This is a genomic window from Bacillus sp. EB600, from assembly GCF_024494385.1.
Classification (GTDB): domain Bacteria; phylum Bacillota; class Bacilli; order Bacillales; family Cytobacillaceae; genus JAEVLT01.
On sequence record NZ_JAEVLT010000014.1, the window covers coordinates 99,735 to 114,216 of the forward strand.

Below are 14,482 nucleotides of genomic sequence, written 5' to 3' on the forward strand. Positions count from 1 at the left end.
CCCACATTTTATTTTTAATGATAATTTTTGATAAAAACTCAGTTAAAACAAAGAATCTCCCCTATGAAATTCTCCTCACACTAATTAAAAATATGACTGGAGTAATCTCTTTGATTCAGTTGAGAGGTTTTTTGTACGTAAAAGAGTTTTAGCCATGCCCAATTTATTTTTATAGGGGTTATTTTTGTAGAATAGTGAAAAAAGGTTTCTCTAGACCCACTTACATTTTACTTGATAGTATTAGGTAAAGGAAGAGAATGGGAGGTGATACTGTGTATCAACAAAAATATAATGATTTAAAACTTGGGGAACGCGGGGCTATTATTAGTATTATTGCTTATATTTGTTTGTCTGCCTTAAAGTTAATCGTTGCTGATTTGTCGAATTCGGAAGCCCTAAAAGCCGATGGTTTAAATAATACAACCGATATAATCGCGTCCATTGCGGTTTTGATTGGACTGAAAATTTCTCAAAAGCCTGCTGATCTGGATCACCGCTATGGTCATTGGAAAGCCGAAACAGTCGCTTCACTGATGTCATCTTTCATAATGATGGCTGTTGGAATTCAGGTTTTATTTCAGGCAATTTCCTCTATTTTTAAGGGTGGACATACTTCACCTGACTTGATTTCAGCATGGACGGGCATTTTTTGTGCCTTCGTGATGTATGGTGTGTACCGCTATAATAAATCATTAGCAAACAAGATTAATAGTCAATCGGTTATGGCGGCGGCAAAGGATAATCTTTCGGATGCCTGGGTTAGTATCGGTGCAGTGGTAGGTATCATTGGAGCACAGTTTCAACTACCATGGCTTGATCCAATGGCTGCGGTTATCGTCGGATTTTTGATTTGCAAAACGGCGTGGGATATTTTTAGAGAAGCTTCTTATACTTTAACAGATGGCTTTGACGAAAATGAAATTAAAGACTATAAAGAAACGATTCAAAACACATATGGGGTAAAAGGAATTAAAGAAATTAAAGCTAGAAATTATGGCAACAACAAGGTGGTAGATGTTGTCATCCTAGTGAATTCGACATTGGGTATTAAAGATGCCCATGAAATATCTTCTGATGTAGAACAGGCCATGGCCAAAGAGCATGATGTATTTGAGGTTAATGTCCATGTTGAGCCAAATTAAGACGCATTGTGGATGCTACCCATCATGATTTTTGAAGATTGAGTTGTCCAAGAAAAATCATGTATCTGCCCATTCATGGTTCCCTAATTGAGCACCTAGTATATTCTATAAGTTTCACCCTATATTCATCAGGAACTATTCCCTACCCTACATAAATAAATTACGTAGTTCTATGAGAACTTTTCCTAAATAAATGAACAATAAAAGTTCCCAAGAAGATTGTGATTAAAGTGCTAAAGAATACCATCTCATCCATATGGAAACCGAATGCCGAAACAATCATTTTTACACCGATAATCGCAATCAAAACAAACCCAGTGGTCTCGAATTCTGGTATTCTTTCAATCAACGCAAGGAATAACTGAGCAACCCCTCGCATCATTAAAATTCCTAGTATTCCGCCAAGAAACAGAACCCATACTTGATTAGATACACCAAATGCAGACATGATACTGTCGAAGCTAAATGAAATATCCATTAGCTCCACTGTTAAAACGGTTCTCCAAAAGGTCATTTTTTTAAGGTGAACTTCATCTTCACCATCATTTTTATTGAGGAAATTTTGAAGGACAATCCAAAGTAAATAATGACCGCAGACGATTTTGATCCAGGCGATGTTTATTAAGAAGACTCCTAATCCAATTACGAGCAAGCGAAATAAATAGGCTCCAAATATCCCGTAAAACAGGGCCTTCTTACGTTGCTCCTTTGGCAGATGCTTAACCAGTACCGCTAAAACCAAGGCATTGTCAGCAGATAATAATCCTTCAAGAATAATAAGTGTTCCAATAACCCCCCAGCTCGCAGGATTAAAAAAAACATTTTCAAACGCCTTTTGTGAAAAAAATGCACTATAATTATTCATTAATTCATGAAGGAACTCCATCTGGATTATTTCCCCTCTTCCATCGGTCGTAGGTCCATTTTGCAGCAAATGAATAATAAGATGCTACATTTTTTTCGGTTGAAATGCCACTGCTTGGACTCTTAATCTAAATGTATGAAAGGATCTAAAATATATGTTTTTATTTCTGAATGCCCCTTTTGAAAATTAATTTGCCGGTAGCTTGAAAACATTTTCAAAAGATGTTATTCTATTGAAGATTACTTTTGTTCGGTGTAAAGGATAGTATAAGTACAACTTTTCGTCTTGATGATCACTGAGAGCAAGGATAGTAATACAATGTGTGTGAACACTTTAGGAGGCAACAAAAATGGAAAAAGGTAAAGTAAAATGGTTTAACAGCGAAAAAGGCTTCGGATTCATCGAACGTGAAGGTGGAGAAGACGTATTCGTTCATTTCTCAGCTATTCAAGGCGAAGGGTTCAAATCATTAGATGAAGGCCAAGAAGTTACTTTCGACGTTGAGCAAGGCCAACGTGGAGCTCAAGCAGCTAACGTTCGTAAAGCTTAATTATTGACCAAATAAAAAACAGGCTCTTACTTTAGAGTCTGTTTTTTTTTTAGAAAAATGTCGCTGGCAAACATATTTTCAATTAGCTCCCCATATCAACAATAGGAATGACACTATTCTTAAAATAAAAAATCCCCACTCACACATGAGCAGGGAAAATGAAAACAGTAAAATTAAATGGTAAATACAGTGTAGCATAGAATTTTACCAAAACCTAATTTTTTACAACTTTTTCATTATTTACATTTTCTATTTCAATGTGTGCACTATTTTATTACCATAATGCCTCTAGCTTACACTATATACTAGACCTAGTCGTTCTCAACTTGATCTTTATCGAACCAAAGTGGATCATCTATATCAACATCACCATTATAGTTGATTAGTACCTCTTCCCCTGCTTTAATATCTGTATAGGCATAGAATTCAAACGTATGGTTTTCAAAGTTAATAATATAATTGGCATTAGGCGTATACGAATGATTAAAAAGACTACCATAGCCTAACACGAGCGCAGTGTGGTTTATACCATACTCAAACACATAATCAGCAAATATTGTTTTTTCAATGTAAACATGGTCCCTATTAGGATAGGGAATGACTGGAGCAACATGGATGAGCTGACCTTTTTCAATATCAATAGTCGCAAAAACCCCTCTGCTGAATTCTGCTCCATCATTTAATGGGGATGGCTTTATTTCTAATATGTTAATCACCTACAATTTCTTTTTTCTTATTTTATCTTTATCATCTTAACAGTTTATAATGAAGAAGTTAAGATAAAAATTATTCTATGAAAAATAGAATTTTATCAATTATAAATACTCTAAAATAATTATACGGGTTCTATAATCGTTACCAGTACTACTCCCCATACCCTACTTGTCCACTTTTACTTGACTGAATCCCGCAGCAAACATGGCGAGTACAATATTTTAATCAATGCATATAATGGGGTTAAAAAAATTAGGGGGTGGATTTTATGATTATCCATATCATTTTAGGAATTATATTAGGTTTTATCATCTGGAAACTTTTGAAAATTACCTTTAAATCGATACTATGGATTGTGTTAATTGGCATTATTGCCCTGCTATTTTTTCCACATTTGTTATTTTTGGTAGGTGGCATTGGATTCTTGGTATTATGCGCATTAGGAGCCCTTATACTTTTTAGTATTGCAGGATTCTTCTTTTTTAATAATTGAGCAAATGGTGAGTTCAAATGTGTTTTTCAGTTTCCCGGTTTAACATATTCATAATAAAAAAGGCCCTTATCGAAAAAGGAAAATTATTTTCAATAAACGAAAACACCACTCCAAGGGATGTGGTGTTTTTTCTTGAAGCTATGCTTTTCCTTTGGCGAAAATTCCACTATTCACTGCTCGATTAGACTTGATACTGAAACACTTTGTTTACTATTTGGATTATCGAGAGAATGAATAGTAGCCATACCGTTTTGCTGATCTACATGCTCAATATAGATCCGTGACCCATTGTACAAAACATTGGCCATTGTCGTTGAATCAGCAACTTCCTGTGCTCGTTGTGCGTCCATGATCAGAACCTCCTTTTCGTATGTAACAATTTCAGTATTTACTCTGAGCAACTTTATATTCATTTTAGAGAGTATGTTGTTTTAGTTTTTTCTTTTCATTATTAGGAATGTAGAATCGAACACCTTAAAACCTGCTCCTAGCCAAATCACCAAAGCTCAGATACCAATCGAAAATCGGCTTTAATAATGAAAAACCACTCTCAGGATCAATGAAAGTGGCCTACTACTAATCGTCGGATTAAAACCGATGATCAACTTAACATTTTCTTAATAGGGTTTATCTTCTTGTATTCCTCCCATTTTCCATAAATGGAGGGATTACTTAGACAGTTTGCGAATTTGCTCGTTAACTTGCTCATCAACAAGTCCACCATGATAGCAGATCACTTTGCCAATATCAAATCCAGTAAATTTCTTAAACGACTCAAGCGCCGTTGGCATATCTGGTGTTGCTGACGGTTTAGGGCCGAGAAGTTCCCCATTGAGACTGACCGTTGCATCTCCAGCAATGAGTGTCTTGGTTGATTGATGATAAAGACTAATGTGACCAGGTGTATGACCTGGTGTGAAAATGACCTGCACTCCGCCGAAAAACGGAAGAATATCACCATCAGAAACAATCTTGGTCACTTTGGCTGCCGTTGGCTTAGGGAACAAAGCCTCCGCCTGTTTGCGCATATCCTCAGGGAATCCGGATACCATTTTAGTGATCCACTCACGGGTCATCTTGATTGGTACTAGATCCCCTTCGATATATGGTTTATCTTCTGCATGTGCATAAACATCGATCGGTTTCCCAGCAGCCTTCAGCACTTCCTGAATGCTGCCAATATGATCAATATCCTGATGGGTTAAAATGACCGCGTCAAGATGATCAAAAGTGACCCCGGCTTTACCCATCGCAGCTTTAATATCTTCCAACGATCCAGGCAAACCAACATCTACTAGAACAGCATGGTGATCATCATGGAGAAGAGTCGGATGGATCGCCGACCTGTTTCCCATCATGTTCATCTCTATTTCCAAAACTTCAATACCATTATCAATCTTCATAATTATTCCCCAAAGCAATTTACCTGCTTTGGTCCACCTCCCTATTGTTTACAAAAATATTAACTATTCAATCTTATCAAAAATCCTTCGACTTGGAAAAATTCTTTGACACTTTTCTTTTCATGAAGAGCCTTAATTAAAAAAGATAGTTGGATATAGTAAATTTGAATTATACTTTGGTATAATGAGGAAGTCGCAATGAACTTTTCAGTGACAAGCAATGGTCGCCGGTCCCTACTCTAAAATCTGCCCAGAATAAAAATAATGCTATCAATGAATTTGGATTTTTGTCCAGGTGCCTAATAGATCACTAGTATCGGTTAAAATACTATTAGTCTAAAAAACTTTAATAACCTACTTTTTGAGGTGAAAACCATGCGTAAAATTACTATCATCAGTATCAGCAGTATGATCATTATTATTGCAATTGTATTTACAGGAATCAGTTATTATCAAGCAACACGATTCAATCGGCATATCGCAATCAACGACACAGACGTCGGTGGAATGACTGCTGATCAAGCAATTAAAAAATTAACATCAACTGGATTAAAAAACGTAGTCTATGTTGGAAATGAACAAATTTTTAATGGAAAAGATACAAAAATGGGCTTTACGAATAAAGACCTGCCCGCGGTCAAGAAATTACTTACTAAACAACGGACATTGTTCCCATCTTCAAAGGAACAAAATTATGTGCTGATACCAAGCAAAGCAGATCAGTATCGAAGCCAAACGATGAAAAAAGAAGTAGAAGAAAAGCTTACATCCATGAATAATAGTTTAAAAGCACCACAAGATGCTCAAGCCCATTTGGATCATGGTCAAATCACCATCTCCAAAAGCATTAATGGGAAACAGTATGATGTAGCAAGCTTAATAAAGGATTATCAGAAACAGGAATACAACAGTGAAATCCATTTGAATGCCGAATACATACAGCCTATTAAAGAGGACAGTCCGATTGTAAAAAAAGAAGAAAAAATGCTGCAGGAACTTGCCCAGCGAACAGTTGATTATAAGGTACAAAACCAAGTTTACTCCTTAAAAGGAAGCGATTTAATTACAAATGCATCCGTGTCAAAAGATATGAAGGTTACGATTGACCCAGGCGACATTAAGAATAAACTTACTGAAATTAATAATTCACAGTCAACATTAAATAAAAATTTCCAATTCAAGACACATTCAGGTTCGGTCATATCGGTAAAAGGACAATCCTACGGCTGGGCCATCAACGTCGCCGAAGAAACGAAGCGAATTCAGGAAGCCTTTGAAAAAGGAGAAAAATCTCTTCCTGCCGATAAAATATACGGAACTGGCTGGAGAACTTACGGCACCGGCTATCAAACTACGACGAACAATGGCATTGGTGACACGTATGCGGAAATTTCTATTCAGGAACAGCATATTTGGATTTATAAAAATGGGCAAGTGGCTGTCGATACAAATGTCGTTACAGGCAGACACAACACGAACGAAGATACGCATCCGGGAGTATGGTATATCGAGTATAAAAAATCACCATCCGTACTAAAAGGCAGTGAAGTAGGCAATCCAAATTACTCGGTTAAAGTAAACTATTGGGCTCCTTTTACACTCGACGGGCAGGGTTTTCACGATGCCGGCTGGCGTAAAAACTGGGCAAGTGATGCCTATCTTACTGCAGGGTCGGGTGGCTGCGTTAACACCCCACCAAGTGTGATGAAAACGGTCTATGACACACTTAGTCAAAACGATCCAGTAGTCGTTTATTAAGAAATAGCAATCAAACCTTTTCGCATCAATGGATTAAAAATCCTTACTAAAAAAAGGTAGTTACCTATTAGTTATGACAAATAGGTAACTACCTTTTTTGTTTTACTTATGAAGTAAACTTGAAAAAGCGATAATCGATTACTTTACTCTATTCAGCAATTTCTTCAATTATTTTCGCAGGAATTCCACCTACTACAACATTGTCTGGTACATCTTTTGTTACGACCACTCCTGAAGCGATAACAACATTATTACCTATAGTAACTCCAGGGTTAATGACGGATCTTCCACCAATCCAGACATTATTACAAATTGTTACTGGCTTTCCGTATTATCCCCCTGATAATCTTTCCGTCGGATCTAGTGGATGAGTTGCAGTATATATGTGGACGCCTGGTGCTATAAGGCAGTTGTCACCTATCCTAATCTCACAAACATCCAGAAATACACAATCAAAATTAGCATAAAAATTTTCACCAAGATGTATGTTGTAACCATAATCACACCGAAACGTTGGTTCGATGTATAGATTATTTCCAGTTGAACCAAATAGTTCTTTTAATAATTCAATTCTCATGTTGTCATCCGTTTCGATTGTTTGATTATATAACCTTGTTAGCCTCCTTGCATTTAATCTTTCTGTTAGTAATTCTTTGTCGGCAGCATTATAGAGTTCCCCATTCAACATTTTCGCTTTTTCAGTCTTCATCATTAGAAACTCCTTGATAATAATATTTATGAAACAATCATTTCATATTATTTACCTTACCTTCTTCACTATCCTGAATCTTAATGCAATAAGAAAAAGGCCACTAAGATAGTAGCCATATCTTCAACCCCTTCACTTTTTTAAAAATTTATTCATGGACCCCAATATCTACTTTAATTCTTTTATTTGTTCAATATGTCGCTGTTCATGCAAATATAATAATTCAATCCATTGTTCTAAGGGGAGTTCCCCAAAGATGGGGTGTTTTGCTGATTTTCCGACAATATGGAATCGTCTTTTATTGAACTAAATACATCCAACAATTTATTTCTCGAGTCATTTAACAAATCAATTATTTGCTGATATCTAATTGGTATTTAAATAAGAATTTGCTAATGGAATAAAATTTTATAATTCATTTTACAACTTAACAGTATTATACTATTTATTACCACAACACTGTATAAATTTTATTCAACAAATTTTTCTACACAGGATTTTTTCATCTTTACCGAACTGTCAATTCAACTTGATGAAATAGTACCAGGTGAACCTACCAGCCTCCTTATTGTCTGCCACTTTTGCTTACGACCATAACAACGATCGGCTTTAATCTAAAATTCCCTCTTCTTCAAAAAAAAAATTTACGAATTGGTTTTAAACTTGAAAGCCCTTTCAGTAAATGATATTATATTGATGATTATTTTTGTGCTGGTGATACAGGATCGAATAATAAAGATTTGGTCTTAATGATCACTAAGGGCAAGGATAAGTAATACATTGTGTTTTAACACTCTAGGAGGCAACAAACATGGAAAATGGTAAAGTAAAATGGTTTAACAGTGAAAAGGGCTTCGGATTCATCGAACGTGAAGGTGGAGAAGATGTATTCGTTCATTTCTCTGCTATTCAAAGCGAAGGGTTCAAAACATTAGATGAAGGTCAAGAAGTGACTTTTGACGTTGAACAAGGTCAACGTGGACCACAAGCTGCAAATGTTCGGAAAGCATAATAATCAAGCCAATATAAACAGACTCTTATAGAAGAGTCTGTTTTTTATTAGAAAACAAAACACTTTTATGGATTAGGTCTCTAAAATTCTTTTCATTCCTTCTGAATGAACTGGAATGGATTAAAACTCTTCATATACAGCAGGATCTTGATTGTTAATACGTCCATCAGTGCGGGTTAATCCTGAAATCATACTCATTTCTGTTTCATCTAGTGAAAAGTCAAAAATCGATATATTTTCAAGTTGTCGTGCTGGTGATGAAGATTTCGGAATAGGAATGGCACCTAGTTGATAATGCCACCGTAAAATAATTTGTGGGATCGTTTTATTATGTTGGGCAGCTATTGTTTGTAATGTGTCAATTTGGATGTCTTTAAAGCCACGAGTAAATGGACTCCATGATTCTGTTGTAATGTTATTCTCTTCATGCCATTTTCTTTGTGGTGCTTGATTGAAATATGGATGTAGTTCTATTTGGTTTATGCTAGGCTTAACGCCAGTTTCCTTTTCTAAACGTTCTATATGTTCAGGTATAAAATTACAAACACCAATCGAACGAATAAGCCCCCTCTTTTTTGCGTCAATTAATGCTTGCCAGGCTTCCACATATTGTTCCTGTTTAGGGTTAGGCCAATGAATTAGATATAAATCATAATAATCTAGATTTGCTCGATATAAGGATTCTTGAATAGTAGTAACAGCTTTGTCATATTCTTGATAGCGACCTGGTAATTTGGATGTAATTCTTAATTCTTCTCTGGGAACAGAACTGCGTCTAACGGCTTCACCGACAGTTCCTTCGTTTTCATAATTATAAGCAGAATCAATTAGCCGATAGCCTATATCAATTGCATTGTTAATAGCATTGGCACCTTCATTGCCTCTAAGCATATATGTACCCAAACCTATAACCGGCAAAGTAGTCCCGTCATTAAGTGTAATCTCTGGAATAGATTTATTCATAACCATCACTCCCTCTCAGTAATAGATTAATATTACCATAAATAGAAATAATTTCATTATTTAACGATCAATAACTGTCATATAAGCTGAAGAAGTGAAAAAGCATTCAAGGACAGCTCCCTAAATGCTTTTTGTTTATTTTTAGCTTCTTGTTTTTCCTACAAACATCTAGAGAATAAAGTTAGCAAAAATATACAATATTCCGATGCTAATTATCATTGTTATATTCGATATCGTGGCCATTAAACCGATAGAGTGGTTGCTATATTTAAATTCAACTGCAAATGTTATGGCGGATGTGGCAACAGGCAGCAATAGTCCGATCAATATGGTATATCGAAGCATCTGTCCCAATGGAAGAAAAAAGTATAAGGCTACACCAAAAAGCAAGCCTAAACCATATCGAAAAGTTAGCACTTTCAACATAGGTTTAATAAATTGTTTTTCAAATCTAAAATTCAAATAAAGTCCCAATAGTAACAAGGATAACGGCATGTTAGCTCCTGATATTTTACTTGCAACAGCAATCACCGTATCAGGTAAATGGATATGACTAAAATTTAAAACGGTCGCAATAACATATGTCATTAAAGGAACAGACTTGCCAAGTTTTTTTAAAATTTCAATTGGTTTTAGACTTAGCCCTTCAACTGAAAAATAACTTCCTAAAATATAAGCAATTCCAAAGACAATAAACGACGTTCCGACGTCAAACATGCCAAAATACAGTAAACCAGCTTTACCCCAGATGGCAGAAACAAGCGGAAATGCAAACAAGCCAACATTAAATCCTAAAGATACCATCAGAAAAGATCCTCTAAGTTCTCTTTCCTCCTTTTTAAAAACAAAGAAGCCGAGAAAGGATGTAACGATTCCATAAATGAGTACAATAACTGGTATAAAAGTTAAAGAAGTTTCGATTTTTGCAGAATCTAATGTAACAAGGACTAATGCTGGAAGCGTAATTTTAAAAATAAGTTTTGCGATTACTTCCCCATCTTTTTCTTGTAAAACATTTAACCGTTTTAACAGATACCCAAGTGCAATGATGATAAAGATATAGAGAAATTCCTGGTTCATGTAAAAAATGCTCTCCTCTAAGATGTATTATTTATTTTTATATTTTCTGTATCTGATTGTAATACATTCTCACCAATAAGTTAATTTTAATTGCAATGTTTCCGAATAGTAACTATACAAAAAAAGGTGAACGAAATATCGTATCACCCCTTTAAAAAGTTATTCCTGATATATTATTATAAACATAAATTATTAGGCGTATTTTATGCCCGCAGTCTTTATATTATTTTTATCATCTGATCCACACGGTGTTACAGCATATGTCATTCCACATTTAGGACAGTCCATAATAACAGTTTCTAATTCAAAGGTTTCTCCACACTCGCAGCTAATTTCGTGCGCCACTGTTGGTGCAAAATTTTCTTTCCCTTTACTTTTAACATGATCAACGATGGCTTTTCCATCATGTAAATTCGTTGTACAACCGCAGCTCATAAATAACCTCCAAGGATTTTTTCATAGTTTTCATTTTATATAGCTAGTTAATAATAGCATAGAAGCATTCATAAAAATGAAGCAAAAAGTAGACACTTTATGAATTTATCTAAAATTATCTTAGGCCACTATAAAAATGCGAACTTAGACTACCTCCGCTTTACGGGTTTTACCTTTTTACTCTTTTCTTCGTTTCCTATTTTTTTATGGCAAAAAGATAATATTGACTACACTCAATTTGGTCATACTAAATAAGTAGTTCATTGAAATAGTACGTAAACTAAAGATTTCAGTTGTCAGGAGAAGAGACTTTGGAACATACATGGCTTTCTTTATTACCATTTCTTATTGTCATTTCTATGTCTATATGGCTAAAAAACATCTTACCTGGTCTTGTTGTAGGCTTGCTTGTCGGTTCTTTGCTTGTTAAAGCTGATTTATTGCCAGGGATCTATCAATCGGTATCCTATTTCGTTGCAACCTTGTCCAATGGGAACAATATGAAAATAATTGGGTTTCTTTATTTATTTGGCGGTCTGGTTGGGATGATGAACATTTCTGGAGGCATTAAAGGTTTTTCAGATTGGGTTGGGACTAAGATTCGGACAGAGCGCGGACTTCTGGGGCTAATTTGGCTTACTCTTCCTGTTACGTTCATGATGCCAATGTTTCGGATTATGATGATTGCCCCTGTCGTGAAATCACTGATTAAAAAAATGAACGCGCCTAAGCAAAAGGTCGGGCTAATGATGGATATTTCGACCGAGTCGGTCATTGTCCTTTTACCGGTCGCTACGGCCTTTGTTGGATTCATGGTTTCTTTAGTGGAAGGCAGTATTAGCAAGCTTCATTTACATATGTCAGCCTATCATGTCTTCTTACTTAGCATTTTATTTAATTTTTTTGCGATCGTTATGCTGATAATTGGGATTATCCTCACATTCTGGACTCCTGGTAAGAAAACAAATCTTTCCAACCTAAAACGAAATCAAGATCAGTTGGATGAGGAAGAAAATGAATTTCACCGCAGTGGAATTAAAAGAGAATTGTCCTTGGTAAAAGCACAACCGTGGAATTTAATTTTCCCTGTCTTCTTGCTCTTGGGATTATCTCTATTTCTTTTGTGGCAGAACGGCAAAGCTAAAGGAGCGAAAGCAATCTTTGAAGCTTTTACGAAGGCGGACGCCACATTCGTCATGCTATTAGCTGTTTTCATCACACTCGTCCTATCCTTTGTTTTTTACATTATTAGACGACAGAAAATTGACGAACTCTTGTATCATTTTTATGATGGTGGAAATCAAATGATGGAAGCAATCAGTCTGCTTGTCCTCATCTGGTCGTTGACATTGTCAGCAGAAGATCTTGGCTTTTCAAGATTTGTTAGTTCAACATTAGGATCCTTCTTACCTGCATTTTTGACCCCAGTAACGATATTTCTGCTCGGCTCTATTATCGGCTACTTTATCGGCTCCTCCTGGGGTACATGGGGATTGTTTATGCCACTTGGAATGTCATTAGCTGTTTCTACTGGGGCCTCAATCCCGTTAACCGTTGGTGCAGTATTTGCAAGCGGAGCATTTGGGGCATTAACATCACCTTTAGGCGATACAACCATAACAACGGCATCTATTCTTGATCTGCCACTTGTCGATTATGCTCGCTATAAATTGAAGATTTCTGTGATCGGCGGCATCATAGCAATTGTGTTATATCTAGTTAGTGCACTCTTTCTTTTTTGAAATGCTGTGCAGAATACCTTCAATTTTTCGTCATAGAAATAAATTTCAAAGTATGAGCATGAAAAAGATGTAGGTAAATGAAAAGTAGGTTACCCTTTTGGGTAACCTACTTTTCATTTCTTCTAACCTGTCCCTATTAAATTAATAACAAAACACTTCTCAATTGTTCTATCAAATACAACTATGAATATACATAGCAGTAAAAAAGAAAAAGGAAGTGTGAGTACATGGCTATTTTTACAAATAAAATCGTTTGTATTAATTGTGAAAATTTTTTTCAGCTGAAATATGAAAGAGGGAAATCTTATTGGTCGTGTCAGGGAAATGAGAGATGTGGAATTAATATTGTTAGTGAAGACGCAATGATCGAGTTTATAAGTAGAAGGTTATGGTCCGAAGATCGAACAAAAGAAAAAATAACTTATTTCATTGAAAAAGGTGTGGAAAAAATTGTGGTAAAAGATAAAAATGATTTCGATGTATTTATCAGAGGTCAAGAACCTATGTCATGGAAACCTGGTCATATTCACTATTAGGTTTTGGAAGAAATAAGCCCCTCCAAATGGAAGAGCCTACCATTGTTTATCTTTGGCATTTGAAATCTTGTCATTATGATCTAATTAAGCGAGTTCATTTAATTCCACAATCATTTCCAATTCCACTGGCATATTATGGGGCAGGGCATTCGTACCTATAGCAGATCTAGTATGTTTCCCCTGATCGCCAAAAACCTCTTCAAATAACTCTGATGCACCATTTATTACTTTTGGTTGTTCAGAAAAACCTACTGGGCAATTAACAAACCCGAGAACTTTCACAATTTTTTTAATTCTATCCAAAGTCCCCAAATGTTCACTTAATATGGACAGCAGATTAAGTGCAGCTAGTCTTGCAGCCATCTGCCCCTCCTCAATCGATAGTTCCTTTCCGACCTGCCCCTGAAATAGAACTTTTCCATTTACTTTACACCCTGTACCGGAAGTATATACTAGGTTACCAACAGTTGTTGCTGGTAGATAAACTCCAGATGGTTTAGGGGGATTGGGTAAATCAATTCCTAAATCTAGTAATTTTCTTTCCATAATTCCCATATAAACACCTCTAAAAATGAATAAATTTAAAATCTCTGGATGAAGGAGCATTCTACTTTTTTTTATTATAAATGAATATTAATATATTTGCTTTCGAAAGTTTTAAATTTTCAGTAATTTTATTCGCGTTTTTTTGCAAAAAGTCTAAATAATGTGTTAACTATTTTCATTTATCATTACCGCTTAAACGTCTTTTTGTCTTTGTTGTCATTATAAACGACAAAAAGACTGATGATACTTTTTCATCAGTTTTTTTATGACCCCTACGGGATTCGAACCCGTGTTACCTCCGTGAAAGGGAGGTGTCTTAACCGCTTGACCAAGGGGCCTATATATTTATATTTATGGCGGAGAAGGAGGGATTTGAACCCTCGCGCCGGTTACCCGACCTATACCCTTAGCAGGGGCACCTCTTCAGCCACTTGAGTACTTCTCCATTTTGGCTCCGCAGGTAGGACTCGAACCTACGACCGATCGGTTAACAGCCGATAGCTCTACCACTGAGCTACTGCGGAATAATATAAA

General features: G+C 35.8%; 15 protein-coding genes, 3 tRNA genes and 2 pseudogenes. 7 read left to right on the plus strand and 13 right to left on the minus strand.

The annotated features are described in order from the left end of the window. The first annotated feature begins 272 nt into the window (after positions 1–272). Complete coding sequence (locus JN080_RS15570; protein ID WP_309144686.1) at positions 273–1,142, plus strand: cation diffusion facilitator family transporter; 870 nt, start codon at positions 273–275, stop codon at positions 1,140–1,142. Between the two features lie 160 nt (positions 1,143–1,302). Here the strand turns inward: JN080_RS15570 and JN080_RS15575 are convergent, their stop codons facing one another. Further along, entirely contained in the window at positions 1,303–2,028 is a 726-nt protein-coding gene (locus JN080_RS15575) for a TerC family protein (RefSeq protein WP_256236926.1), read from the minus strand. Between the two features lie 328 nt (positions 2,029–2,356). Here JN080_RS15575 and JN080_RS15580 point away from each other — a divergent pair, with 328 nt between their 5' ends. Then, complete coding sequence (locus tag JN080_RS15580; protein ID WP_256235617.1) at positions 2,357–2,557, plus strand: cold-shock protein; 201 nt, start codon at positions 2,357–2,359, stop codon at positions 2,555–2,557. A 311-nt stretch (positions 2,558–2,868) separates the two neighbouring features. Here JN080_RS15580 and JN080_RS15585 read toward each other — a convergent pair whose 3' ends face one another. Further along, the gene (locus JN080_RS15585) at positions 2,869–3,264 is read right to left on the minus strand and encodes an SET domain-containing protein (protein WP_375141667.1); all 396 of its coding nucleotides are present in this window, start codon (positions 3,262–3,264) and stop codon (positions 2,869–2,871) included. Between the two features lie 275 nt (positions 3,265–3,539). Between JN080_RS15585 and JN080_RS15590 the strand changes: the two genes are divergently transcribed. After that, positions 3,540–3,764: a hypothetical protein gene (locus JN080_RS15590; RefSeq protein WP_256236928.1), complete on the plus strand. Its 225-nt coding sequence runs from the start codon at positions 3,540–3,542 to the stop codon at positions 3,762–3,764. Between the two features lie 170 nt (positions 3,765–3,934). Here the strand turns inward: JN080_RS15590 and JN080_RS15595 are convergent, their stop codons facing one another. Continuing rightward, complete coding sequence (locus JN080_RS15595; protein ID WP_256236929.1) at positions 3,935–4,114, minus strand: small acid-soluble spore protein H; 180 nt, start codon at positions 4,112–4,114, stop codon at positions 3,935–3,937. 318 nt (positions 4,115–4,432) lie between these two features. Continuing rightward, the gene (locus JN080_RS15600) at positions 4,433–5,167 is read right to left on the minus strand and encodes an MBL fold metallo-hydrolase (protein WP_256236930.1); all 735 of its coding nucleotides are present in this window, start codon (positions 5,165–5,167) and stop codon (positions 4,433–4,435) included. 408 nt (positions 5,168–5,575) lie between these two features. Here JN080_RS15600 and JN080_RS15605 point away from each other — a divergent pair, with 408 nt between their 5' ends. Further along, a complete protein-coding gene (locus JN080_RS15605; RefSeq protein WP_375141668.1) occupies positions 5,576–6,925 on the plus strand; it encodes a L,D-transpeptidase family protein in 1,350 nt (449 codons plus the stop codon). Positions 6,926–7,073: 148 nt separating this feature from the next. Here the strand turns inward: JN080_RS15605 and JN080_RS15610 are convergent. Together JN080_RS15610 and JN080_RS15615 are read right to left on the minus strand one after the other, a co-directional pair. Next, a pseudogene (locus JN080_RS15610) lies at positions 7,074–7,634 on the minus strand (maltose acetyltransferase domain-containing protein). A gap of 168 nt (positions 7,635–7,802) precedes the next feature. Then, positions 7,803–8,008 (minus strand): annotated as a pseudogene (locus JN080_RS15615) (DinB family protein); the annotation flags it as partial. Between the two features lie 437 nt (positions 8,009–8,445). Between JN080_RS15615 and JN080_RS15620 the strand changes: the two are divergent. Further along, entirely contained in the window at positions 8,446–8,646 is a 201-nt protein-coding gene (locus JN080_RS15620) for a cold-shock protein (RefSeq protein WP_256236932.1), read from the plus strand. Positions 8,647–8,766: 120 nt separating this feature from the next. On the opposite strand, the gene JN080_RS15625 is transcribed toward JN080_RS15620, so the two are convergent. From JN080_RS15625 to JN080_RS15635, 3 genes are all read right to left on the minus strand, one after another. Further along, positions 8,767–9,609 (minus strand): aldo/keto reductase, encoded by an 843-nt coding sequence (locus JN080_RS15625; protein ID WP_256236933.1) that lies wholly within the window; start codon positions 9,607–9,609, stop codon positions 8,767–8,769. A 168-nt stretch (positions 9,610–9,777) separates the two neighbouring features. Next, entirely contained in the window at positions 9,778–10,689 is a 912-nt protein-coding gene (locus JN080_RS15630; protein WP_256236934.1) for an AEC family transporter, read from the minus strand. Between the two features lie 192 nt (positions 10,690–10,881). After that, complete coding sequence (locus JN080_RS15635) at positions 10,882–11,124, minus strand: hypothetical protein (RefSeq protein WP_256236935.1); 243 nt, start codon at positions 11,122–11,124, stop codon at positions 10,882–10,884. Positions 11,125–11,435: 311 nt separating this feature from the next. On the opposite strand from JN080_RS15635, the gene JN080_RS15640 reads away from it, so the two are divergent. Continuing rightward, positions 11,436–12,866, plus strand: a complete 1,431-nt coding sequence (locus JN080_RS15640; RefSeq protein WP_256236936.1) for a Na+/H+ antiporter NhaC family protein — start codon at positions 11,436–11,438, stop codon at positions 12,864–12,866. 227 nt (positions 12,867–13,093) lie between these two features. Continuing rightward, positions 13,094–13,402 carry a hypothetical protein gene (locus tag JN080_RS15645; protein ID WP_256236937.1) on the plus strand — a complete coding sequence of 103 codons (309 nt, stop codon included), beginning with the start codon at positions 13,094–13,096 and terminating at the stop codon, positions 13,400–13,402. Positions 13,403–13,486: 84 nt separating this feature from the next. Here JN080_RS15645 and JN080_RS15650 read toward each other — a convergent pair whose 3' ends face one another. The 4 genes from JN080_RS15650 to JN080_RS15665 form a co-directional block, all read right to left on the minus strand. Beyond that, the gene (locus tag JN080_RS15650) at positions 13,487–13,957 is read right to left on the minus strand and encodes a RidA family protein (RefSeq protein WP_256236938.1); all 471 of its coding nucleotides are present in this window, start codon (positions 13,955–13,957) and stop codon (positions 13,487–13,489) included. Positions 13,958–14,214: 257 nt separating this feature from the next. Beyond that, positions 14,215–14,286: transfer RNA gene (locus JN080_RS15655), tRNA-Glu, on the minus strand. 16 nt (positions 14,287–14,302) lie between these two features. After that, a tRNA-Ser gene (locus JN080_RS15660) sits at positions 14,303–14,393 on the minus strand. Positions 14,394–14,397: 4 nt separating this feature from the next. After that, positions 14,398–14,472 (minus strand) — tRNA-Asn (locus tag JN080_RS15665). Between the last annotated feature and the right edge of the window lie 10 nt (positions 14,473–14,482).

Excerpts from the sequence above, each read along its gene's own strand:
- JN080_RS15575 (WP_256236926.1), bottom strand. The coding sequence starts at position 2,028 with ATGGAGTTCCTTCATGAATTAATGAATAATTATAGTGCATTTTTTTCA.
- JN080_RS15580 (WP_256235617.1), top strand. The coding sequence starts at position 2,357 with ATGGAAAAAGGTAAAGTAAAATGGTTTAACAGCGAAAAAGGCTTCGGA.
- JN080_RS15590 (WP_256236928.1), top strand. The coding sequence starts at position 3,540 with ATGATTATCCATATCATTTTAGGAATTATATTAGGTTTTATCATCTGG.
- JN080_RS15595 (WP_256236929.1), bottom strand. The coding sequence starts at position 4,114 with ATGGACGCACAACGAGCACAGGAAGTTGCTGATTCAACGACAATGGCC.
- JN080_RS15600 (WP_256236930.1), bottom strand. The coding sequence starts at position 5,167 with ATGAAGATTGATAATGGTATTGAAGTTTTGGAAATAGAGATGAACATG.
- JN080_RS15605 (WP_375141668.1), top strand. The coding sequence starts at position 5,576 with ATGATCATTATTATTGCAATTGTATTTACAGGAATCAGTTATTATCAA.
- JN080_RS15620 (WP_256236932.1), top strand. The coding sequence starts at position 8,446 with ATGGAAAATGGTAAAGTAAAATGGTTTAACAGTGAAAAGGGCTTCGGA.
- JN080_RS15625 (WP_256236933.1), bottom strand. The coding sequence starts at position 9,609 with ATGAATAAATCTATTCCAGAGATTACACTTAATGACGGGACTACTTTG.
- JN080_RS15630 (WP_256236934.1), bottom strand. The coding sequence starts at position 10,689 with ATGAACCAGGAATTTCTCTATATCTTTATCATCATTGCACTTGGGTAT.
- JN080_RS15635 (WP_256236935.1), bottom strand. The coding sequence starts at position 11,124 with ATGAGCTGCGGTTGTACAACGAATTTACATGATGGAAAAGCCATCGTT.
- JN080_RS15645 (WP_256236937.1), top strand. The coding sequence starts at position 13,094 with ATGGCTATTTTTACAAATAAAATCGTTTGTATTAATTGTGAAAATTTT.
- JN080_RS15650 (WP_256236938.1), bottom strand. The coding sequence starts at position 13,957 with ATGGGAATTATGGAAAGAAAATTACTAGATTTAGGAATTGATTTACCC.